The sequence below is a fragment of the Chromobacterium indicum genome (assembly GCF_039708975.1).
Taxonomy (GTDB): domain Bacteria; phylum Pseudomonadota; class Gammaproteobacteria; order Burkholderiales; family Chromobacteriaceae; genus Chromobacterium; species Chromobacterium piscinae.
In genome coordinates this window covers 32,813-56,028 of the sequence record NZ_JAYFSJ010000011.1, presented here as the reverse complement: position 1 = coordinate 56,028, position 23,216 = coordinate 32,813, and the positions used below count along the sequence as shown (strand labels likewise).

Sequence of the window (23,216 nt, the reverse complement as noted above, 5' to 3'; positions counted from 1 at the left end):
CAGCCTTGGCGCGCGTCGGCTAAGCCGGCTCGGCCTCGCGCCGCCAGCCGGCGGCGAGCTTCGCGAACTCGTCGGCCGGCAGCGGGCGGCCGAAATGGTAGCCCTGCAGCACATGGCAGCCCTTGCCCTCCAGGAACACCGCCTGCGCTTCGTTCTCCACCCCTTCGGCCACCACCTGGAACTTCAGCTTCTTCGCCATCGCCAGGATGGCTTCGGCGATGGCGGCGTTGTCGTCGTCGTCCGGCAGCCCCTCGACGAAGGACTGGTCTATCTTCAGCGTGTCCAGCGGGAAGCGCTTCAGGTGCGACAGCGACGAGTAGCCGGTGCCGAAGTCGTCGATGGACAGCCATACGCCCAGCGACTTCAGTTCGGACAGCAGGCTCACCGCCTCGGTCGGGCTCTGCATGATCATGCTCTCGGTGATTTCCAGCTCCAGCCGTCCGGCGACGAGGCCGGCGGCCTGCAACGCGCCCGCCACCTTGGCCGGCAGCGACGGCTGGCCGAACTGGCGCGGCGACAGGTTCACCGCCAGCCGGGGCACCCGCAACCCCAGCGCGTCCCAGGCCGCCAGCTGGCGGCAGGCTTCGCGCAGCACCCAGTCGCCTATCGGCTTGATCAGCCCGGTCTCCTCGGCCAACGCGATGAAGCGCGCCGGCGGAACCAGGCCCAGCTGCGGATGGCGCCAGCGCAACAGCGCCTCGGCCCCGGCCAGCGCCCGGCTGCCCGCGATCAGCTGCGGCTGGTAGTGCAGTTCGAACTCGTGGCGCTCCAGCGCCATGCGCAGGCCGTTTTCCAGCAGCAGCCGCTCGAAGGTCTGGGTGTTCATGCCGACGTCGAAGAACTGATAGGTGTTCTTGCCCGCCTCCTTGGCGCGGTACATCGCCACGTCGGCGTTCTTCAGCAGCGTGCGCGCGTCGCGGCCGTCGTGCGGGAACACGCTGATGCCTATGCTGCCGGTGATGAACACCTCGTGCGCCTCTAGGCACAGCGGTTTGCCCAGCGCCGCCAGGATGGCCGACGCCATGTCCGCCAATTGGTGGTGGCTGTCGAAACCGCTCATCAGCAGCGTGAACTCGTCGCCGCCCAGGCGGGCCAGCAGGCCGCGCTCGCCCACCACGCGCGACAGGCGGATCGCGATCTCGCACAGCAGCTGGTCGCCCACCTGGTGGCCGAAAGAGTCGTTGATCAGCTTGAAGCGGTCCAGGTCGATGAACATCACCGCCAGCCGGCCGTCTTCGCCATCCATCCGCGTCAGCGCCTCGTCCAGGCTGGCGGTGAGGCTGCTGCGGTTGGGCAGCCGGGTCAACGGATCGTGGTTGGCCAGGAACTGCAGCCGCTCCTCGGCCTCCTTGCGCTGGGTGATGTCGGAGAAGACCGCGACGTAGTTGCACAGCACGCCGTCCTCGTCGCGCAGCGCGGAGATCGACAGCTCGGCCGGATACCACTGGCCGCCCCTGCGCCGGTCCAGCATCTCGCCCTGCCAGTGGCCGCAATCGGCCAGCGCCTGCTGCATCGCCGCCCGCGCTTGCTGCTCGATGTTGAAAATGCGCGAGGCCTTGCCCAGCGCCTCTTCCTCGGCGTAGCCGGTAATGCGGGAGAACGCGTCGTTGACGGCGATGATGCGCGCGCCGGCATCCAGGATCAGGATGCCCTCGGCCGAGTTTTCGAATACCTTGGCGGCCAGCCTGAGATTGGTGTCGGCCAGCAGGCGCTCGGAGATGTCCATCACCACGCCGATCACCGCCTTGCGGCCGTTCAGCTCGAACAGGCGGCTGTGCACCTCCATGTCCACCAGCACGCCGTCCTTGCGCAAGCCGCGGGTGGAGTAATGCATCACCGCGATATTGTCGCGGAAGCGGCGCAGCAGCTGTTGCCGCAGCCGCTCGGCTTCGCCGGGCACCAGGATCTGGCCCATGGTCATGCCGGCCATTTCCTCCGGCTGGTAACCCATGATCTCGGCCAGCTTGGGATTCACGTAGGCCAGTTTCTCGTCCTGCATGATGTAGATGCCGACCAGCGACTGCTCCACCAGCGCCAGATACCGGTCCTCGGCCTCGCGCTTGGCCTTTTGCTCGCGCCGGGACTGGGTGATGTCGGTGTCCACGCTGCCGACGCCGGCCGGCCGGCCGTCGGCGTCGAACAGGGGAAACTTGGACGCCAACAGATAGGTTTCCACGCCGTTGAGCGCGAAGTGCTCGTCGAACTGCCGCGGCGACAGCAGGTTCAGCACCTGCTGGTCCTGCTCGCGTATCTGCTGCGCGTCCTCAAGATCGAATACGTCCTCCGGCCGCTTCCCCAGCAGCGAATCGGCCGACATGCCGACCCGGCGCGCGTAAGCGGCGTTCACCAGCAGGTAGCGTCCGTCCATGTCCTTCAGCGACATCATCGTCGGACTGTGGTTGACCAGCGATTCGATGCGGGCGCGGAACGCGCGCAGCGTCTCGCCGTCGGCGCGGTGGCCATCCATCAGGATGCCCACCAGCAGGCCGGACACGTTCAAGGCCAGCGCCAGCAAGAGATCGGTGGCAGCGTCGCCCATGCCCACGCGCACCAGGCCGGCCGGCGGCAGCGCCGCCAGCGACAGCAGCAGCGACGCCATGCCGGACGTCAGCGCCGCGCCGCCGGGACCGGTGCGGCAGGCCGCCCACAAGATCAAGGGGAAGAACAGCAGCTGGCTGGGCACGCCCGGCGGCTCTCCGGCGGCCAGCAACAGGCCCACGCCGCCGGCCGACAGCAGCAGGATCAACGCCAGTTCCAGCCGCAACGGCACCGGCAGCGGACGCAGCGGCGGACGGGCCAGCGGCGCGCACAGGAACAGCGCCGACGCCAGCGCCGCCCAGCATTGCCAGGCCCACGACCACGGATGGCCGGCCAGTCCGCCGGCCGCCCAGGCATAGCCGCCCAGCAACAGGGTCGCCGCCAGCGCCGGATAAAACAAAGCCAGCAGCAGGTGGCGCAGCTGCTGCGGCGTGCGCGGGCGCTCCAATCCGCCCAGCAGACCGCCCAGGCGCAAACCCGGCCGGATCAGGCACAGCGACGCCGCCATCAACAGGGCCCATGGCGGCGGCATCCACGCCGCCGCGGCCATGCCGGCCGCCAGCGGCCACCACCACGCGCGCCGCGGCTCCCGCGCCAGCAACTGCCAGCACAGCAAGCCGTGCGGCGCGAAACTCGCCAGGGACAATGCCGCATGCGGACCGCGCGGCCACAAGGCCACGCTGGCGACAAAGCCCAGGAATACCAGCAACTCCTCCACCCTAGGTGTGGTTCTCACGCTCCCATCCTTCTCCACTGTCGTCCGGTTGACCGGATCTTGCTCCATCCCGGCTCTGCAACCCTGGGCGGTTTCAGAGACATGACTATTATTTTTTCTGATATCTGATTAGCATTAACAGCTAATTTTCTTCATGCAAAATTAAAACTGGCTTGAAACAAACGCATACGATAGCCGGGAATCCAGACGCCGGCTAGAGTCGGCCGCAGGCAAAGCCATAAGGCCGCCCGGCGCACTGTTATAATCGCGACAAGCACAACCCCGCACAGAAGCCAGATCAAGTTGGATACGCTCCCGACCCTGCCGCCCGCCGGCCAGAAAACCCGCTGCGGCCGCCTGCCAGACGGCCTGGACAGCCATGCCATCGCCGCGCTTGCCAAGCAGCGCCGCCCACTGCTGGTTCTCGCCGCCGACGCCCAGGCCGCCCAGCGGCTGAAAGCCGAGCTGCCGTTCTTCGCGCCCGATCTCTCCATCGCGCTGTTTCCCGACTGGGAAACGCTGCCCTACGACCACTTCTCGCCGCACGGCGACCTGGTCAGCGAGCGCCTGGCCACGCTGTGGCAGATCCGCCAACGCGAATGCCAGGTGGTGATCGCGCCGGTCAGCACCGCGCTGGGCCGGCTGGCGCCGGTGAGCTACCTGCTGGGCCGCACCTTCTTTTTGAAAACGGGCCAGCAGCTGGACGTGGAAAAGCTGCGCGGAGACATGGTCACCGCCGGCTACCAGCACGTCACCCAGGTGATGGCTCCGGGCGAATTCTCCGTCCGCGGCAGCCTGATCGACCTGTACCCGATGGGCTCGCCGCTGCCGTACCGGATCGACCTGTTCGACGCCGAGATCGACAGCCTGAAGACTTTCGACCCCGACACCCAGCGCACGCTGTACCCGGTGCCCGAAGTGCGCATGCTGCCGGCGCGCGAGTATCCGGCCGACGAGAGCGGCGTCACCGCCTTCCGCCAGCGCTACCGCGAGAGGATCGAAGGCGACCCAAGCAAAAGCCGCGTCTACAAGGACGTGTCTCAGGGGCTGTGGCCGGCGGGCATCGAATACTATCTGCCGCTGTTCTTCGACGAAACCGCCACCTTGTTCGACTACGTGGGCGAAGACGCGCTGGTGGTGCAGCACCACGACGTGCAGGCGGCGGCGGAAACCTTCTGGCGCGACGCGCAAGGCCGCTATGAGATGGCGCGCGGCGACGTCGACCGTCCGGTGCTGGCGCCGGCCGACATCTTCCTGCGGCCGGACGAGCTGATGGCGAGGCTCAAGCCCTATGCCCGCATCGAATTCTCCGGCGACGGCGAAACCGGCGCCGCGCTGCCCGAACTGGCGGTGGATCGCCGCGCCGACGCGCCGCTGCACAAGCTGCAAAGCTTCATCGCCGCCGGCGGCAAACGCATCCTCTTGGCGGCGGAAAGCCTGGGCCGGCGCGAAACCATGCTGGCCTTCCTGGCCGAAAACGGCATCAAGCCGACGCCGGTAGACAGCTGGGCCGATTTCGCCGGCGGCAAGGCCGCGCTGGCGCTGGCCGTCGCGCCGCTCTACTCCGGCTTCTCGCTGGCCGATCCGGCCATCGCCGTGGTGACCGAAAGCGAGCTGTACCAACACGTCGCCCGCAGCCACACCCGCCGCAAGGCCAGCCGCGCCGGCTCCGACGCGATGCTGCGCGACCTGGCCGAGGTCAAGGCCGGCGACCCAGTGGTGCACGAAGCGCACGGCATTGGCCGCTACGTCGGCCTGGTGACGATGGACCTGGGCGAAGGCGAAACCGAACTGATGCAGCTGGAGTACGCCGACGGCGCCACGCTGTACGTGCCGGTATCGCAGCTGCAGCTGATCTCGCGCTACGCCGGCGGCGCCACCGACGACATCCAGCTGCACAAGCTGGGTAATCCCGCCTGGGAAAAAGCCAAGAAGCGCGCGGCGGAAAAAGCGCGCGACACCGCGGCCGAGCTGCTGAACCTGTACGCCCAGCGCGCGGCGCGCGAGGGCCACAGCTTCGAGCTGTCCCCCGCCGACTACAGCGCCTTCGCCGCCGGCTTCGGCTTCGAGGAAACGCCGGACCAGGCCACCGCCATCGAGGCGGTGATCCAGGACATGTGCTCCGGCAAGCCGATGGACCGGCTGGTTTGCGGCGACGTCGGCTTCGGCAAGACCGAGGTGGCGCTGCGCGCCGCCTTCGTCGCAGTGATGGGCGGCAAGCAAGTGGCGGTGCTGGTGCCCACCACGCTCCTGGCCGAACAGCATTTCCAGAATTTCTCCGACCGCTTCGCCGACTGGCCGGTGCGCATCGCCGAACTGTCGCGCTTCAAGAGCGGCAAGGAAACCAAGCAAGCCTTGCAGGGGCTCGCCGACGGCGGCGTCGACATCGTCATCGGCACCCACAAGCTGGTGCAGCCTGATATCCAATTCAAGAATCTGGGCCTGGTCATCATCGACGAGGAACACCGCTTCGGCGTGCGGCAGAAGGAACAGCTGAAGCGGCTGCGCGCCAATGTCGACGTGCTGACGCTGACGGCGACGCCGATTCCGCGCACGCTGTCGATGGCGCTGGAAGGCCTGCGCGACTTCTCCGCCATCACCACCGCGCCGTCGCGCCGGCTGGCGGTGAAAACCTTCGTCAGCCCCCTCTCCAACGGCGTGATCCGCGAAGCGGTGCTGCGCGAACTGAAGCGCGGCGGGCAGGTGTTCTTCCTGCACAACGAAGTCGACACCATCGAAAACATGCGGGAGAAACTGGCCGAGCTGATCCCGGAGGCGCGCATCGGCGTCGCCCACGGCCAGTTGCGCGAGCGCGAGCTGGAACAGGTGATGCGCGACTTCTTGCAGCAGCGCTTCAACCTGCTGCTGTGCTCCACCATCATTGAAACCGGCATCGACATCCCCAACGCCAACACCATCCTGATCAACCGCGCCGACAAGTTCGGCCTAGCTCAGTTGCACCAGCTGCGCGGCCGAGTCGGCCGCAGCCATCACCAAGCCTACGCCTACCTGCTGACGCCGGACGGCATGACCCGCGACGCGCAGAAGCGGCTGGAAGCGATCCAGCTGTCCGGCGAACTGGGCGCGGGTTTCTACCTGGCGATGCACGACCTGGAAATCCGCGGCGCCGGCGAAGTGCTGGGCGAAGGCCAGTCCGGCGAGATGCAGGAAGTGGGTTTCAGCCTGTTCACCGAAATGCTGAAGCAGGCGGTGCGCGATCTGAAAAAGGGTCGCGCGCCCGACCTGGACGCGCCCTTGGGCGTCACCACCGAGATCAATCTGCACAGCCCGGCGCTGCTGCCCGACGCTTACTGCCCGGACGTGCACGAGCGGCTGCTGATCTACAAGCGCCTGGCCAGCTGCGAGACCGAGGCCGAAATCGACGACATCCACGAAGAGCTGATCGACCGCTTCGGCCTGCCGCCGCAGAGCGTGAAGACGCTGATCGAAAGCCACCGCCTGCGCCTGGTCGCCAAGGAGCTGGGGGTGCAGAAGCTGGACGCGAGCGAGGTGGCGGTGCAGATCGCCTTCATCAAGAACCCGCCGATCGACCCGGTGAAGATCATCATGCTGATTCAGAGCAAGAAGAATTACCGCTTGGCCGGGCAGGACAAGCTGCGGGTGGAGCAGGCGCTGCCGGAGGTGGCGCAGCGGATCGTGAAGGTGAAGGAGGTGTTGAAGGAGTTGAGCGCGTAGGCTTGCTTGATTTCCATCCTGCCTCGAATGAACGGCCAGCTCGATTGAGCTGGCCCTTCTCCTATCCACGCAATCTCTTCTGATGAATCCGCTTCGCGGATAATGATTTAGTGCCGGTTCCGCCCGGCAAACGGGTGAGGGGGCTGCGCGGCCAGCCCCCTTTCAACCCCAGGTCGCCCCGCAGCGCTGCGAAACCCCGTCTTCAAATCCATTTTCAAGGAGCCGCCGGAACTAGCCGCGCGCTACCGTCGCGCGGCGTCGAACAACCGGCGTCTTAAAACCTTGAAAATGGCTTTGAAACCGGCTTGCGCTGACGGGGACAGGGACACGTCGATTCGATGTTAACCTCGACAAACGCTGTACCTTCCACAGCCTGGTGGAACAGATATCGTGGTTTTCTACTGGAAGCAAACAAATCCCCAGTTACGCTTTGGCTGAACGTCTGCGACGAACCCTCCTCCCCTTCTGCACGCGCCGGCAAAAAAGCGCTGGGCGAGGTTTTAAGACGCCGGCTGTTCGACGCCGCGCGACTCTAGCGCGCGGCTAGTTCCGGCGGCTCCTCGCTCGGCGCTTTTTTGCCGGGGTTTCGCGGGCTGCTGGGGCAGCCTGGGGTTGAAAGGGGGCTGGCCGCGCAGCCCCCTTTCCCGTCTGCCGGGCGGAACTGGCATCCAATCATCGTCCGCGCAGCGGACACAAAATCTTCGAACGGTGAAGCGGATTCCTCCCCTCCCCCAACCTGCGCCAATCCAAGGCAAGCCTCCCGCCCCGGAGCTAAATTGGAAAGACAAGCACAACGAGGAGCCGCCATGCCCCGCCGTAACGCCGAAACCGACGACGACGACAACGACAAGCCCGTCCCGCTGTATCGCCAGTACGAAACCCAGGGCACAGTGCGGCAGATATCGTTTTATCTGTCCGACGAGATCGGCGCCGCCATCCACTACACCGACCTCCTGTACACGCTGCGCACCGCCAACAGCACCGACATCGTCTACCTGCACCTGAACACCCCCGGCGGCAATTTCGACGCAGGCCTGCAAATCATCAACAACATCACCGCCAGCCAGGCCCACGTGGTCACCATCCTGGAAGCGCGGGCGTATTCGATGGGCGCGCTGATCTTCCTCGCCGGCGACGAGCTGGTGGTGCACGACACCTGCCAGCTGATGTTCCACAACTATTCGTCGGCGCTGATCGGCAAGGGCAATGAGCAGCAGGCGCAGGTGGCGGCCAGCGGCAAGTGGTTCGAAAAGGTGATGCGCCACGTCTGCCGCCCCTTCCTCACCGACGAGGAACTGGACCGCATCCTGAAGGGCGAAGACATCTGGCTGGACAGCGACAACATCCGCCGCCGGCTGAACAACATCCAAAAGGGCGCGCCGGCCGTGACGGCGCGCAAGCCGGGCAAGAAGAGCGGTGCTGCGGAATCCAACGGCTAGCGGAATCGACGTTGTCGACAAAGCGCCGCGCGGATAAAATGACATTGTCAAAACACGGATAATTCTGAAATGTCATTACGCGATATCCGCATGCTCACCCGCTACGGCGCCTGGGCCAACCGGCGTCTGTTCGACGTTCTGGCTGCGCTGCCGGAAGAGGAACTGCTCAAACCCCGCGCCACGGTGTTCGGCAGCATCCTGTCCACCTTGAACCACAATCTGGTGGTGGACCGTATCTGGCAGGGCCATCTGCTGGCGCGGCCCCACGGCTACAGCGGCCGCAACACCGCGGACACCCCCAGCCTGGCGGAACTCGCGCGGGCGCAGGCTGAACTGGACCGCTGGTATGTCGATTACGCCGACGGTCTGGACCCGGCCGCGCATGAGGAGGTAGTGGACTTCGCCTTCGTCGACGGCGGCCGCGGCAGCATGCGGCGCGGCGACATGCTGCTGCACATCGTCAACCACAAGAACTACCACCGCGGATTCGTCGCCGACATGCTGTACCAGGTGCCGGCCACGCCGCCGACGACCGATCTGCCAGTTTACCTGCGGGACGCCCACAGGGAGGAAGGCGGCCGATAGCGCGCGCTAGTGCTGCGCCTCCGGCTCCGGCTCGCGTTCTATCTCCACCCGGTTCCGGCCCTTGCGCTTGGCCTGGTACAGCAGCAGGTCGGCCTCCAGGAACAAGCTGGCCAGATTCTCGTGCTCCGGCGGCCTCAGGCAGGCCACGCCTATGCTGGCGCTGATCGACAATTGCAACTCCCCCACGCGGGGCTGCAAATTGGCGATGGCCAGGCGCAGACGATCCGCCACATTGCAAGCCTCCACCCGGCTGGCCAGCGGCAGCATCACCACGAACTCCTCGCCGCCGTGGCGTCCCAGCACATCTTCCTGGCGCGACTCCGCCCGCAGGCAATCGGCCAGTTGGCGCAATACCTCGTCCCCCACCTGATGGCCGTAGCGATCGTTGACCTCCTTGAAGTGGTCTAGGTCGATCAACAGCAGAGCCAGCGCCTGCCCGCGCTGCCGCGATCGTGAAAACATGGCGGCGGCCTGTTCGTGAAAGGTCCGATGGTTGTACAGCTGCGTCAAGCCATCCTGCTGCGCCTGCTGGCGTACCTGCAGCAACAGACGCTCGTAGCTGATGAACAATAGGCTCAGGCTGTAGCAGAACGTCAGCCAGAACAGGCTGAGCGAGGTAAACATGACCAGCAGTTGATTCACGCTGGAAAAATTGCTCCCTTTTTCCAGCCAGGACATGGCCAGCCGAAACAACGCGACCCCTATCGTCAGCGCCGCCAGGCCAAGCCCCAGCCGGTAACCCATCATGGTGCGCCACTGCCTCCCGCGATACAGCAGCGCGACGATCATCGACCAGTACAAGATATGCGCGCACGCGGTGACTCCCACCCGCCGCGTGTAACTGCCGGGCCCGGCCCAGAATACGAAGCACAGCATGATGATGGTCAGCATGGCCAGGTGGAAGCGCCAATCGTTGCGCAGGCCCAGCAACTGGCGGGTGGCGACCACGGCCAGCGGGTGGTACAGCAGCAGCAAAAAGGTATCCAGAACCAGATTGGGCCAGGCTGGAATAGGCAGGGGAAGATAGGCTATCAGGGTGCCGCAGGCGGCGATGCATCCGGCGATGCCCAGCATGAGCAACGCTCTTTCGTTCCGGTTGTAAAGCCAGAACATCAGCACCACCAGGGTCAGCATGGCGGTGTAGCCGGTGGTGCTGAGCAGGGTGGTCTTGAAATCCAGAATGCTTGGTATGATTGGGCTGGGCATGAAAAACAAATGTCTAGTCGACGAAAAACCGGCGCGCGCGAACCCAAATTGGAACCGCCTGCCGCGAGCTGGCGATACCATAGCAGAATTTTACTTGCGCCATGCCATCGCCCATGCCCTTCGCATCATCCTAGACTTGCCCGGACGCGCCCGCAACGTACAGACAGTCTAGTTTCTTGCCCATCCCTCTCAACTTAGATAGAATACTCTATCTTTCAGAGCGGCCAATCCCGCCGTCTCTGTCCCAGTCAGCCACGCGTCCGGCTTCGCCGACGCGCCAGCCATCAAGCCCACGCAACACCGGGTCTGCCTCGCGCGGCCCCTTCTGGCAGGAATCAAAATGCGCCTACACGCCTTCCTGCTGCCATTGGCGCTTTCCCAAGCGTCGCTGGCGGCCAGCACGCTTCCCTCATACGATTTCGCGTCCAAGCCGGCCATCGCGCCGACGCCACGCATCAAACCGCTCAAGGCGGACAAGAAGCCCAAGCCGCTGAATGTCCAGCCCCGGGTGAGCCTGGGTGATCTCGACAGCCCCTTGATCGAGGTGCGTCCTCCCGCCTTCTCCGGCTCCCGCGGCAATCCGATGCAGCCGGACAGCTTCTCGATAGGCCATACGCTCAATCAGACAAGCCCTCTCCACCTGCAACCGCAACAGGGTTACCAACCGTCTCGCGGCTGGCAGCATGGCATGCCGTTCACGCCCGGCCTGACGATAGACCCCCAAACAGGCCGGAAACAAGCGATACCGATGCACATGCTGCCTGCCTTGCCGCCCCATCAGCTGCGCTGAATCGCCCGGTTCAGCGATTGACCATGGACATCACCTCGGCGGCGTAGCGCAAGCCGCTGACCTTGCTGCCGGCGAACGCCGCGTCCAGCGCGGCCAGATCGTCGGCGCTCAGCGCCACCTCCGCCGCGCCCAGGTTGTCGCGCAGGTTCGCCTGCTTGCGCGCGCCGGGGATGGCGACGATGTCTTGCCCCTGCGCCAGCAGCCAGGCCAGCGCCAGTTGCGCCGGGCTGCAGCCCTTGGCCGCGGCCAGCTCCCTCACCTTGTCCACCAGCTGCAGATTGCGCTGGAAATTCTCGCCCTGGAAGCGCGGGTTGCCGCGGCGGAAGTCGTCGGCGGCGAAATCGTCCGGGCTCTTGATCGCTCCGGTCAGGAAGCCCCGTCCCAGCGGGCTGTAGGCGACAAAGCCGGCGCCCACCTCGCGGCAGGCGGCCAACACGTCGTCTTCCGGATCGCGCGTCCACAGCGAATACTCGCTCTGCAGCGCATGGATGGGATGGACGGCGGCGGCGCGTCGCAGCGTGTCGGCGGAGGCCTCCGACAAGCCCAGATAACGCACCTTGCCGGCCTGGACCAGCTCCGCCATCGCCCCCACGGTTTCTTCTATCGGCACCAGCGGATCGACGCGGTGCAGGTAGTAGAGGTCGATGCAGTCGATCCCCAGCCGCTTCAGGCTGCCTTCGCAACTGCTGCGCACGTAATCGGGATGGCCGTTGACGCCTCGCCGGGCGGGATTGTCCGGATCGAGCACGATGCCGAACTTGGTGGCCAGCACCACTTCGCCGCGGCGGCGCGCCAGCAGCCTGGCCAGCAGCCGCTCGTTGCTGTGCGGGCCGTACATGTCGGCGGTGTCCAGAAAGTTGACGCCCAGGTCCAGCGCGGCATCCAGCGTCGCTAGCGATTCGGCGTCGTCGCGCGGGCCGTAGAAAGCGCTCATGCCCATGCAGCCCAGACCCAGCGCGGAAACCTGCGGGCCATTGCGGCCCAGCGTGCGTTTTTGCATCGTATTCTCTCCTGTGGTGAATGGACGTCAGCATAGAAGATGGCGATGGGCCGATAAATGGCTCAAAATGACAAACATTATTTAGCCAGGCTTCACAATGTCGAGAATTCCACATGACGCGCTGCAGGCTTTCCGCGCCATCGCCCGTCACCGCAGCTTCACCCGCGCCGGCGCGGAGCTGGGCGTCAGCGCCTCGGCCTTAAGCCAGAGCCTACGCCAATTGGAGGAGGCTCTGGGCGTGCCGCTGCTGACGCGCACCACGCGCCAGGTGGCGCCGACCGAGGCCGGCGAGGCGCTGCTGGCGCGGTTGTCGCCGGCGCTGGACGAAATCGCCGCGGTGCTGGAGGAAACCCGGCAGAGCCGCGGCCAGCCGGCCGGCCAGCTGCGCGTCACCCTGCCCCACACCGCCGCCCAGTTGCTGTTCTATCCGGCGTTGGCCGATTTCGCCGCCCGGCATCCCAAGCTGCGGCTGGAGCTGGACGTCAACAACGGCCTGGTCGACATCGTCGCCCAGCGCTTCGACGCCGGCGTCCGCTTCGGCGAAGCATTGCAGGCCGGCATGCAGGCGCTGCCGGTCAGCCAGCCGCTGCGCTTCGTCGTCGCCGCCTCGCCCGACTATCTGCGCCGCCGCGGCGCCCCCAAAACGCCCCAAGACCTGCTCGGCCACGACTGCCTGGGCTATCGCTTCGGCGGCGGCGGGCAATACCGCTGGCAGTTCGCCGCCGGCGGCCAAGCGCTGCAATTGGCGGTCGATGGCCCCTTGATCGCCAACGACAATATGGCGCTGCTGCATGCGGCGCTGGAGGGCGCCGGCCTCGCTTACCTGGCCGAGCCGCTGATCGCGCCCTGGGTCGCCGAAGGCAGGCTGGCCGTGGTGCTGGACCATCACATGCCGCCGGCCGAGGCGCTGTACCTGTACTACCCGCACCGGCCGCGGCAGCCGGCCAAGCTCAGGGCGCTGATCGCCTTCCTGCGCGAACGCGCCGGCCTGCCGCAGGCGTAAAAAACCCGCCTGGCGGCGGGCGGGAAGAAATAACCGGCGCGGGCTCAGCGCGACTGCCGCGCCAGACGCCAGGCGGCGTCCTGCTTGTGGTAGCCCAGCAGATAATAGGCCGCCACCAGAAACACCAGCCAGCCGGGGCCGACGATCAGCGCGACGCGGGTGTCCGGGAAATAAGCCATCAGGCCTATCACCAGCGCCAGGAAACCCAGCGTCAGGTAGGAGCCGTACGGCCACAGCGGCATGCGGTGGCTGATGGATGCCAGTTCCTTGGCCGACAGCGAGCGGCGGAACCGCAGCTGCGCCAGCAGGATGATCAACCAGGTCCATACCGCGCCGAAAGTGGAGATCGCCGTCAGCCAGGTGAACACCTCCTTCGGCGCCAAGTAGTTCAGCAGCACGCCGAGCAGCAGCGCGGCCACCGACATCAGCAGCGCCGGCACCGGCACGCCGCTTTGGGAAACGCGCGCGAACACGGGCAAGGCCTGCTTCTGCTCGGCCAGATTGAACAGCATGCGGCCGGTGCTGAAGATGCCGCTGTTGCACGAGGACAGCGCGGCGGTCAGCACCACGAAGTTGATGATGCCGGCGGCGGCTGGAATGCCCATGCTCTCGAAAGTCAGCACGAAGGGGCTGCCGCGGGTGCCCAGCTCGTTCCACGGGTAGATGGACAGGATCACGAACAGCGCGCCGACGTAGAAGATCAGAATGCGCCAGAACACCGAATCCACCGCGCGCGCCAGCGCCTTCTTCGGATTCTTCGCCTCGCCGGCGGTCAGGCCCAGCATTTCCACGCCCAGGTAGGCGAACATCACCATCTGCAGCGACATCAGCACGCCGGAAAAGCCGTTGGGCATGAAGCCGCCGTGCGCCCACAGATTGGAGATGCCGGTGGCCACGCCATGGTTGCCGAAGCCGAACAGAATCATCGCGAAGCCGCCGATGATCATCAGCACGATGGTGACGATCTTGATCAGCGCGAACCAGAATTCGAACTCGCCGTAGGCCTTCACCGCGATGAAATTGACGCAGCCCATCGCCAGCATCGCCGCCAGCGCCCAGTACCAGGACGGCACATCCGGGAACCAGATGCCCATGTAGACGCCGACGGCGGTGATTTCCGCCATGCAGGTCACCAGCCACAGGAACCAGTAGTTCCAGCCGGTGAGGTAGCCGGCCAAGGGGCCGAGGTAGTCTTGCGCGTAGCGGCTGAACGAGCCGGCCACCGGATTGTGGATGGCCATTTCGCCCAGCGCGCGCATGATCATGAAAATGGCGAGGCCGCCGATGCCGTAGGCCAGCATGATGGCCGGGCCGGCCATCTTGATCGCGGTGGCGGACCCGAGGAACAGGCCGACGCCTATCGTCGCGCCCAGCGCCATCAGGTTGATATGCCTCTCCTCCAGCCCGCGGTGCAGGGTCTGTTGTTCTCCTGGCATGCAATGCTCCTTGTGTAAGCGTTGAAGTCCCGGCTGTCGTTTTGCCGCCGCGGACAGAGCGCCTGGTCGTGCGTTGGCCGTGCCCAGGGCACAGCCTGCGCTCAGGCATTCTGTTGCGGCTTATTTTTTGCCGGTCAATGACAAACCATTTTACATATATTCATATCGATATGAATAATCGAGCACATTAAAACCTTGATTCAACATTTTCAAGCACACAAAAAGCCAAGCTATCCATCCAACGCGTCAAGATGAATGACGCGCGCCCGATGCCGCGGACGCAAAAAAGCCCGGACTCTCATCCGGGCTTCGATCACGATTCGGCTACAAGCCGCTTCAGGCCTTGGCTTTGGACTTGCCTTTGGCCGGCTTGTCCTCGACCACAGCCTCCTCCCGCTCCCAGACCTCCTTGTACGGGCGGCCGTAGTAGCTGTCCAGCAGCAGCTGCCTCAGCTCGCTGATCAGCGGGTAGCGCGGGTTGGCGCCGGTGCACTGGTCGTCGAAGGCGGCTTCGGCCACTTCGTCCAGCTTGGCCAAGAAGTCCGATTCGGCGACGCCGGCGGCCTGGATCGACGCCGGGATGCCCAGCGTCTGCTTCAGCTCATCCACCCACTCGATCAGCTTCTCGACGCGCTGGTGGTCGCGGCTGGCCTCCAGGCCCAGATGGCGGGCGATCTCGGCGTAGCGCGCCACGCTCTTCGGCCGGTCGTACTGGCTGAAGGCGGTCTGCTTGGTCGGCACATCGGCGGCGTTGTAGCGGATCACGTTGCTGATCAGCAGCGCGTTGGCCAGGCCGTGCGCCAGGCCGAACTCGGCGCCGATCTTGTGCGCCATCGAGTGGCAGACGCCGAGGAAGGCGTTGGCGAAGGCGATACCGGCGATGGTGGCGGCGTTGTGCACCTGTTCGCGCGCTTTCGGGTCCTTGGCGCCGTTCAGGTAGGACGACGGCAGGTATTCTTTCAGCAGCTTCAGCGCTTGCAGCGCCTGCGGGTCGGAATACTCGTTGGCCATCACCGACACATAGGCTTCCAGCGCGTGGGTCACCGCGTCGATGCCGCCGAAGGCGGTCAGCGACTTGGGCATGTTCATCACCAGGTTGGCGTCGACGATGGCCATGTTCGGGGTCAGCTCGTAGTCGGCGATCGGGTATTTCACGCCGGTCGTCTCATCGGTGACCACCGCGAACGGCGTCACTTCCGAGCCGGTGCCGGAGGTGGTGGGCACCGCCACCATCATCGCTTTTTGGCCCAGTTTCGGGAACTGGTAGATGCGCTTGCGGATGTCCATGAAGCGCAGCGCCAGGTCGGCGAAGTGGGCTTCCGGATGCTCGTACATCACCCACATGATCTTGGCCGCGTCCATCGGCGAGCCGCCGCCTATCGCCATGATCACGTCCGGCTTGAAGGCGTGGGCCAGGTCGGTGCCCTTGCGCACCACCGCCAGCGTCGGATCGGCCGGCACCTCGAAGAAGGTTTCCACTTCCAGGCCCATCTTCTTCAGCAGGCGGATCGGCTCGTCGACGAAGCCGTTCTCGAACAGATACTGGCCGGTGACGATCAGGCAGCGTTTCTTGCCGGCCAGATCTTCCAGCGCCACCGGCAGGCAGCCGCGGCGGAAGTAGATGGACTTCGGCAGCTTGTGCCACAGCATGTTCTCAGCCCTCTTGGCGACGGTTTTCTTGTTGATCAGGTGTTTGGGGCCGACGTTCTCCGAAATGGAGTTGCCGCCCCAGGAGCCGCAGCCCAGCGTCAGCGACGGCGCCAGGCTGAAGTTGTACAGGTCGCCGATGCCGCCTTGCGACGACGGGGTGTTGATCAGGATGCGGGCGGTCTTCATCTTGTCGCCGAAGTAGCGCACGCGCTCTTCTTGCAGATCCTGATCGGTGTACAGCGCCGAGGTGTGGCCGATGCCGCCCATGACCACCAGCGCGGCGGCCTTGTCGCAGGCGTCGAGGAAGTTCTTGGCGCGATACATCGCCAGCGTGGGCGACAGTTTTTCGTGGGCGAAGGCTTCCTTCTCCGACACTTCGGTCACCTCGCCGATCAGCACCTTGGTGGTCGGCGGCACTTCGATGCCGGCCATCGCGGCGATCTTGGCCGCGCTCTGGCCGACGATGGCGGCGTTCAGGCTGCCATCCTGCAGAATCACCTTGCGCACCGCCTCGGCTTCGCTCTTGGACAGAATGTAGCCGCCGTGCTTGGAGAAGCGATCGCGCACCGCGTCGTAGATTTCATCGACGATGATCACCGATTGCTCGGACGCGCACACCACGCCGTTGTCGAAGGTTTTGGACATCAGGATGGAGGCGACGGCGCGCTTGATGTCGGCGGTTTCGTCTATCACCGCCGGAGTGTTGCCGGCGCCGACGCCGATTGCGGGCTTGCCGGAGGAATAAGCGGCCTTGACCATGCCCGGGCCGCCGGTGGCCAGGATCAGGTTGACGTCGGGGTGGTGCATCAGCTGGTTGGACAGCGCCACCGACGGCTCGTCGATCCAGCCTATGATGTCTTGCGGCGCGCCGGCGGCGACGGCGGCCTCCAGCACCAGCCGGGCGGCTTCGCAGGTGGAGCGGCGCGCACGCGGGTGCGGCGAGAAGATGATGCCGTTGCGGGTTTTCAGCGAGATCAGCGCCTTGAAGATGGCGGTGGAGGTCGGGTTGGTGGTAGGGACGATGCCGCACAGCACGCCGATGGGCTCGGCGATGGTGATGGTGCCGAAGGTGTCGTCCTCGGACAGCACGCCGCAGGTCTTCTCATCCTTGTACTTGTTGTAGATGTACTCGGAGGCGAAGTGGTTCTTGATCACCTTGTCTTCCATCACGCCCATGCCGGTTTCGGAAACGGCCATCCGCGCCAGCGGGATGCGGGCGTCGGCGGCGGCCAGCGCCGCGCTGCGGAAGATGTGGTCCACCTGCTCCTGCGTGAACTGCGCGAACGCCGCCTGCGCCTTCTTGACGCGGGCCACCAGGGCGTCGAGTTCGATCTGATTGCTGACTGCCATTTTGTCTCTCCAAGAACCAAATGAAATTGCCGAGCGCTTGATTTTCGTTTTTGCTGTTAAATTTTCGAATTCGAAAAAATATCAGCCAAAACCCTATCCGCCACCGCCACGCGATGACGACGCCATCCAACCCTTTGTAGCGGAGCCATTACATCCGAAACGCGATACCCTGATGAAATTCAGTGAGTTCATCGCGCATCGCCGCTGGCTCGCTTGATTCACGACTATCCTAATCCGTTTTCGGATATTCGTTTTTGCGCATGGCCAAACAATTTCCGCTTTTCCCGCAAAAAGAGCGCCGCTTAGGCGCTCTTTTGATGGTCCCGGAATAGACCGTTGTAACAGGCATGCTACCAGAGCGGGCTCAACGCCCCATGAAGCCGTAGTGGAAGTAGCGGCCGCTGCGCGTCAGCTCGCGGATGCGCGCCGGATCGGTCTCGCCGTTGATGTTGGTGATCACCAGCTTGCCGCGGCCTTGCTTCAGATCGTTGTTGAAGTCGTAATAGCCGCCCAGCACCGCCAGCCTGCCCGCCTCCACCTCGCCGGAGAACTTCAGGATGGCGCCCTCCACCTGGTTGTTGATGTTGATCAGCGCGCCGTTGGTGGCGTCGATTCCCTTGGGAATCTCGATATTGTCCAGCTCCTTCTGCACCGCCGGCCCCAGATTGCTGTAGTCGCCGGCCGCCGCCTTGATCGCGCCGCAGCCGGTATGGCTGACGAACATCAGCAGCGGGGTGCGCAGGTCGCGCACGCCGTACTCTATCGATCCTTCGGAGCTGGCCAGCTGGTTGCCCAGATTGCTGATCACGAACAGGTCGGCGTCGGCCTCCCCGCCCAGCATGCCCACATTGCCGCCGGGACTGGAACAGGCGACCACCGTCGCCCTGGGCGCGGCGCGTCCTCCCAGCTTGGCCAGATAGCCCGGCGAATGCTTGGCGATATACGCGCTGTTGGCCTTGAGGATGCTGCCGACCACGCCCTTGACCTGTCCGGCTTCGCCGGCCGCCTTCTCGACATGCTTGGCCGGGCGTCGCGGCTTCACCCGATGCGCGGCCCGCGGCTTGCCGCCCGGCGCCCGCACTTCCGGGCTGGGCTGGCTCAGATCGCGCGTCGGCGGCTTGGCCATCGGCACGCCGGGTTCCATTTTCTCCGGCGCGGCCTTGGCCGGCTCCGCCTTCTTCGCCGCTTCCGCCGCCGGCTTGGCGGCCTCAGACGGCTTGCCTTCCGCAGGCTTACCTTCCGGCTTACCTTCCGGCTTGCCTTCAGCCGGTTTCGCTTCGGCGGCCGGCTTCGCGGCCGGCGCGGCGCCGTGCTCCGCGGCCTGCGGAGGCTTGTTCAGCTTCAGCGGCAGCTTGATCACCTGCTGCACCTGGTTGCCGGACGCGTCGTCGGCCCAGGCCGGCTGCAGGCTCAGCAGCAACGGCAACATCATGCAAGATCCGATCAGCCGTGGGCTCATGCTCGATTCCTTACGTCATTCACAATCATTTCTATTCTGCATCATCGACCATGGCGGGGAAAGCCGCCAGCCGCCTTTCACGCCTGCCGCCGCTGGCTCAGCCACACGCCGGCGAACACCAGCGCCCCGGCCGCGCCCTGCCAGGCCTGCAATTTCTCGTCCAGCAACAGCCAAGCCATGGCGACGGTGAACACCGGTATCAGATTGTTGAAGGCGCCGGCGCGCGCCACCGGAATCCGCGACACCGCCCAGGTATAGAGCCCGTAAGCGCCCAGCGTGATCGCAGCGCCCAGGTACAGCACCCACAGGCTGGGGACCAGCAGCAGCTTGTCCGGCCAGACGCCCCACGGCGTCAGCATCGCCAGGCCGAACCAGGCGCAGCCGGCCAGCGTCTGGACGCCGGTCAGCGCCAGCGGCGAATAACGGACCGACAAGCGCTTGGCGATCAGCACATAGCCGCTGGCGCAAATCATCGCGCAGAACTCCAGCGCATTGCCCAACAGCGGGTCCGACGCGCCCGGCCCGGCCTGGCTGTCCATGCTCAGCCAGATCACGCCGGCGAAAGACAGCGCGATGCCCAGCCACACTTGCCGCGGCTGGCGCTCATGCAGGAACAGGGCGGCGCCCACCGCCATCATCATCGGCAACGTGGCGGTGATCACGCCGGCCTGCGACGCGCTGGTATGCATCAGCGCATTGGCCTCGAACAAAAAGTACAGGCATGGCTCGCACAGGCCCATCGCCAGCAGCCACGGCCAGTCGCCCTTGCGGTAATGCCAGGCGATGCGCCCCCCCATCGCCAGCGGCAGCAGGCACAGCGTGGCGATGGCCATGCGCGCGAATAGCACCGCCAGCGGATGGTAGAACTGGAATACGTATTTCAGAACGATGAAGGCGCTGGACCACAGGAACATGGCCAGCGTCAGGGCGAGATAAGGCAAGATGTCTCCCGATGCGGTTGGCGGGCCGTCTGCGCGGCCCTATGCGGGAGACATTGTTTCAGAAGACGAGGACAGCTGTCGAATGCCCGTCGCGCCGGAAGATGGGCGTCGTCCTCTTAATCCGCCTGCAGCGCGAAGGCCGGCGCGCGCCTTGGCATGGCGCTCATGCTCAGCCGCCAGAAGAGCAAGGCCAGCAAACTGATGGCAAACCCCAATCCGCATACGCCCAGCCAGCTCCAGCGCGCATACATGGCTGTCGACCCGATCGCCCCCAGGCCGCTGCCCACCGAATAAAACAGCATATAGCATCCGATCAGCCGGCTATGCGCATCCGAGCGCGAGCTCAAGATCATGCTTTGGTTGACCACATGTATGGCCTGTCCGCCCAAGTCCAGCAAGATGATGCCGACGATCAGCAGCCATATGCTGTAGTCCATCAAGGCGATGGCGGGCCAAGACAGCAGCAGGCAGGCCAACGCCCAGGCAGTGGTCTTCTGTCCCAGGCCTCTGTCGGTGAGATGCCCCGCCCTGGCAGCCGCCAGCGCACCGATCACGCCCACCAAGCCGAATGCGCCGATCGCGGTATGCGTCATCGAATACGGCGCAGCGCTCAGCGGCAGCACCAGCGCGCTCCAGAACGTGCTGAAAGCGGCAAACATCAGCATGGCCAGCACTCCGCGTATCCACAATACTTTTTCCCGCCACAGCAGCGTGAACATGGACCCCAGCAATGCCTGGTAAGAGATGCCCGTGTCGGCGCGCGGCGTATTGGGCAGCAATAGCCTCAGGAAGCACAGCATCAGCAACGCGAAAAGCGCCGACACCAGGTAAACCATCCGCCACCCCAGCACATCGCTGACAAAACCGGCCAGCACGCGCGCCATCAGCAGGCCGATGACCACGCCGCTCTGCGCCGCGCCGACCACTCGCCCCCTCTGCTCAGGCGGCGCCAACACCGCCGAATACGCGATCAGCCCCTGGGTCATGGCGGTGCCCAGCATTCCGACCCCCACCATGGCCGCAAGCAGCAGCCACAGCGAGTTCGCGCTGCATACCAGCGCCAGCGCGAGCATCAGCGCCACCAATTGCAGCGTCACCAGCCGCTTCCTGTCCAGCAGATCGCCAAGCGGCACCACAAAGAACAGCGCTAGCGCGCACCCCAGCTGGGTGGCGGTAATCACCCCGCCGACCATCGCATGCGAAATGCCAAAATCGGCAGCGATCGCGTCCAGAAGCGGCTGCGCATAGTAGACATTGGCGACGCTGGCCGCGCAGCATATCGCCAGCAACCAGACTATCGAAACGCTTAGCCCGCTGGCAGCGCGCTTGCTCAGGCCCGCCACACCATCATGACTCATAAGTACCCACCTCTCATTGTGGTTTTGTTTTGAAACCAAATTGATTATAAGCAGTCCATATCGTGCAAGACAATGGCTAATTGGCTCAAAGTCCTGTACTCCTAAACTTCAACCGACATACAATTCTAAAAATTCAACAGGTAACGCTTATGAGCAGACGGAAAACCTTATCCGACTCGCCATGCCCGGTCGCGCGCGCAGTCGACATAATCGGCGATCGGTGGTCATTGCTGATCATCAGAGATGCATTTGATGGTCTGCGCCGTTTTGGAGAATTTCAATCCAACCTAGGAATGGCCAAAAACATACTAGCTGATCGTCTAAAAATGCTAACAGAGAATGGCATCATTCAAACGGTTCCAGCATCTGATGGAACGGCCTATCAGGAATACGTGCTGACCCGAAAGGGAGAAGGTTTATTCCCAATAATCGTCATGTATCGGCAATGGGGCGAGTGCAATTTATACAAGAGCGATGAAAATCACTCCAGTTTGATCTACAAACATAATCGCCAGCCAGTAGGTGCCATTCACTTGGCGACGGAAAATGGCGCAAAACTGCAAAAAGACGATACTACCGTCAAGAAAATCGCCTAAACATCCGATGCTAAGATTAAAATGCCAAACCACCGCAGAAGCATGTCCCTCTTCAAGGGATAAAGATCATGCTTCTGCGGCCAGCGCCCGCTCAGGCCATGGCCCGGATTAAACTCAAAGCGCGATCCATTTCCGCAGGCGTATTGACAATGCCTGCTGAAAAGCGCGCATAAGACTTGCCATAGGGAGTCGAGCTGGCAATCACGGCCTTTTCCCTCAAACGCGACACCACTTCTTTTGGGCTCACCCCGTTGACTTCGAAACACACGAAGCCCGCAGACAGATCTCTATTCAAAGGCGTATGCAAAGTCACATGCGACATCCTGGACAACCCCTCTTTAAGCTGGCCATTCAAATCCAGGATGCGATCCGCAACCCTTTTCTTACCGATTTGTCGATGGAACTGGAATGCCTCAACCGTAGCCCATTGATTTTCGTAGGCAAAAAAACCGCCCGGGCTCACCCATGCCGCTTGGGTAGGACCATGCGGAGCCCTCTCCTCGCGCCATGCGGTGCTTAGCTCCGGATCCATCAGCGAAGGAATGGTTGGCTGCACCAAAGCCCAATTTTCTGGCTTGGCCCAAACAATCCCGTTGCCATGCGGACCCAAAATCCATTTATGCGTTCCCGCGGAAAAGAAATCGCCGCCTTGCAAAGCGATATCCTCGTCAAGCACGCCAAAACCATGCACGCCGTCAACGATCAGCAATAGCCTGTCGTTCTCATCGCGAGTCTGGTTAATTTTGGCCACTTCTGCCGCCAATTCTCTGATCGGCAATACCACGCCTGTACCGGAATGCACCCAGGTTACGCCCAAAATCTTGGTGTGCGGTTTTATCTCCTTGACCAAACGCGACACCATCTCAGGCCCGGACGCTTTCGCGCTGGACTCATACAGGGTAACTTTTCGGACGCGCCCACCCCATTTATTTACTGCCAACCGCATAGACTCATGATGAGGATAAAATTCATGAGTGGTAGTCAAGATCTCCTGCTCAGGCTTCAATCGTAAACCATTATAAATTAGCGCCAATCCAACTGTCGTGCTGCTAGTCAATGCGATTTCATTCGGACGGCCACCAACATATTCAGCCGCCGCGCCAGCCACGCTACGCCAAAGCTTGTCCTGCTCAAGAGCAAACATGTTATCGTCAAGGAAGGAGTATGGATTCAAATCCAGCTCACGTCGGTACTTATCTATTGCATTTCGAACACTTGCCGGATGCGATGCCAGGAAAAAGTTAGACAAGTGTATCAAGTCGGGATTCAGTAAAAACTGCTGGCGCACTGATGCCCAATCCATAGGATTAAACTCTGCGACACGCGCGACAGATTGAGCCACAGTCCCAGCCTGAGCCGCGCCCGAAAACCCTATGGCAGCGCCTGCCAAAGTCGCGCTTGCCGAATTAATCAAAAAATTTCGCCGACTATTCAAAACCACTCTCCTGACAAAG

Annotated in this window: 16 protein-coding genes; 7 read left to right on the top strand and 9 right to left on the bottom strand. The window is 63.8% G+C overall.

Annotated features, from left to right (window positions below):
- Positions 1-19 precede the first annotated feature (19 nt).
- The gene (locus VA599_RS15840; RefSeq protein WP_346789445.1) at positions 20-3,274 is read right to left on the bottom strand and encodes a sensor domain-containing protein; all 3,255 of its coding nucleotides are present in this window, start codon (positions 3,272-3,274) and stop codon (positions 20-22) included.
- 282 nt (positions 3,275-3,556) lie between these two features.
- On the opposite strand from VA599_RS15840, the gene mfd reads away from it, so the two are divergent.
- The 3 genes from mfd (at position 3,557) to VA599_RS15825 (ending at position 8,973) form a co-directional block, all read left to right on the top strand.
- The gene (mfd, locus tag VA599_RS15835) at positions 3,557-6,949 is read left to right on the top strand and encodes a transcription-repair coupling factor (RefSeq protein ID WP_346789443.1); all 3,393 of its coding nucleotides are present in this window, start codon (positions 3,557-3,559) and stop codon (positions 6,947-6,949) included.
- An 806-nt stretch (positions 6,950-7,755) separates the two neighbouring features.
- Positions 7,756-8,388 (top strand): Clp protease ClpP, encoded by a 633-nt coding sequence (locus VA599_RS15830; protein WP_104946319.1) that lies wholly within the window; start codon positions 7,756-7,758, stop codon positions 8,386-8,388.
- 69 nt (positions 8,389-8,457) lie between these two features.
- The gene (locus VA599_RS15825) at positions 8,458-8,973 is read left to right on the top strand and encodes a DinB family protein (protein WP_346789441.1); all 516 of its coding nucleotides are present in this window, start codon (positions 8,458-8,460) and stop codon (positions 8,971-8,973) included.
- 6 nt (positions 8,974-8,979) lie between these two features.
- Here the strand turns inward: VA599_RS15825 and VA599_RS15820 are convergent, their stop codons facing one another.
- Positions 8,980-10,179 (bottom strand): GGDEF domain-containing protein, encoded by a 1,200-nt coding sequence (locus tag VA599_RS15820; RefSeq protein WP_346789440.1) that lies wholly within the window; start codon positions 10,177-10,179, stop codon positions 8,980-8,982.
- A gap of 340 nt (positions 10,180-10,519) precedes the next feature.
- Here VA599_RS15820 and VA599_RS15815 point away from each other — a divergent pair, with 340 nt between their 5' ends.
- A complete protein-coding gene (locus tag VA599_RS15815; RefSeq protein WP_231178773.1) occupies positions 10,520-10,969 on the top strand; it encodes a hypothetical protein in 450 nt (149 codons plus the stop codon).
- 10 nt (positions 10,970-10,979) lie between these two features.
- Here VA599_RS15815 and VA599_RS15810 read toward each other — a convergent pair whose 3' ends face one another.
- Positions 10,980-11,969: an aldo/keto reductase gene (locus VA599_RS15810; RefSeq protein WP_346789438.1), complete on the bottom strand. Its 990-nt coding sequence runs from the start codon at positions 11,967-11,969 to the stop codon at positions 10,980-10,982.
- A 97-nt stretch (positions 11,970-12,066) separates the two neighbouring features.
- Here VA599_RS15810 and VA599_RS15805 point away from each other — a divergent pair, with 97 nt between their 5' ends.
- Positions 12,067-12,972 carry a LysR family transcriptional regulator gene (locus VA599_RS15805; protein ID WP_021478534.1) on the top strand — a complete coding sequence of 302 codons (906 nt, stop codon included), beginning with the start codon at positions 12,067-12,069 and terminating at the stop codon, positions 12,970-12,972.
- Positions 12,973-13,016: 44 nt separating this feature from the next.
- Here VA599_RS15805 and VA599_RS15800 read toward each other — a convergent pair whose 3' ends face one another.
- Together VA599_RS15800 and adhE are read right to left on the bottom strand one after the other, a co-directional pair.
- Positions 13,017-14,408: an amino acid permease gene (locus VA599_RS15800; protein WP_346789437.1), complete on the bottom strand. Its 1,392-nt coding sequence runs from the start codon at positions 14,406-14,408 to the stop codon at positions 13,017-13,019.
- 336 nt (positions 14,409-14,744) lie between these two features.
- Positions 14,745-17,408, bottom strand: a complete 2,664-nt coding sequence (gene adhE, locus VA599_RS15795; protein WP_346789436.1) for a bifunctional acetaldehyde-CoA/alcohol dehydrogenase — start codon at positions 17,406-17,408, stop codon at positions 14,745-14,747.
- On the opposite strand from adhE, the gene VA599_RS15790 reads away from it, so the two are divergent.
- Positions 17,395-17,625 carry a hypothetical protein gene (locus VA599_RS15790; RefSeq protein ID WP_152526984.1) on the top strand — a complete coding sequence of 77 codons (231 nt, stop codon included), beginning with the start codon at positions 17,395-17,397 and terminating at the stop codon, positions 17,623-17,625. The two genes, adhE and VA599_RS15790, sit on opposite strands and share 14 nt — an antisense overlap.
- A 147-nt stretch (positions 17,626-17,772) precedes the next feature.
- Here VA599_RS15790 and VA599_RS15785 read toward each other — a convergent pair whose 3' ends face one another.
- The 3 genes from VA599_RS15785 to VA599_RS15775 form a co-directional block, all read right to left on the bottom strand.
- The gene (locus tag VA599_RS15785; protein ID WP_346789435.1) at positions 17,773-18,840 is read right to left on the bottom strand and encodes a carbonic anhydrase; all 1,068 of its coding nucleotides are present in this window, start codon (positions 18,838-18,840) and stop codon (positions 17,773-17,775) included.
- 104 nt (positions 18,841-18,944) lie between these two features.
- Positions 18,945-19,808, bottom strand: a complete 864-nt coding sequence (locus VA599_RS15780) for a DMT family transporter (RefSeq protein ID WP_021478530.1) — start codon at positions 19,806-19,808, stop codon at positions 18,945-18,947.
- Positions 19,809-19,924: 116 nt separating this feature from the next.
- Entirely contained in the window at positions 19,925-21,166 is a 1,242-nt protein-coding gene (locus VA599_RS15775) for an MFS transporter (protein ID WP_104946313.1), read from the bottom strand.
- A 149-nt stretch (positions 21,167-21,315) separates the two neighbouring features.
- Between VA599_RS15775 and VA599_RS15770 the strand changes: the two genes are divergently transcribed.
- Positions 21,316-21,762: a winged helix-turn-helix transcriptional regulator gene (locus tag VA599_RS15770; RefSeq protein ID WP_031296826.1), complete on the top strand. Its 447-nt coding sequence runs from the start codon at positions 21,316-21,318 to the stop codon at positions 21,760-21,762.
- 91 nt (positions 21,763-21,853) lie between these two features.
- On the opposite strand, the gene VA599_RS15765 is transcribed toward VA599_RS15770, so the two are convergent.
- Positions 21,854-23,197 (bottom strand): aminotransferase class V-fold PLP-dependent enzyme, encoded by a 1,344-nt coding sequence (locus tag VA599_RS15765; RefSeq protein WP_346789433.1) that lies wholly within the window; start codon positions 23,195-23,197, stop codon positions 21,854-21,856.
- Positions 23,198-23,216: the final 19 nt, after the last annotated feature.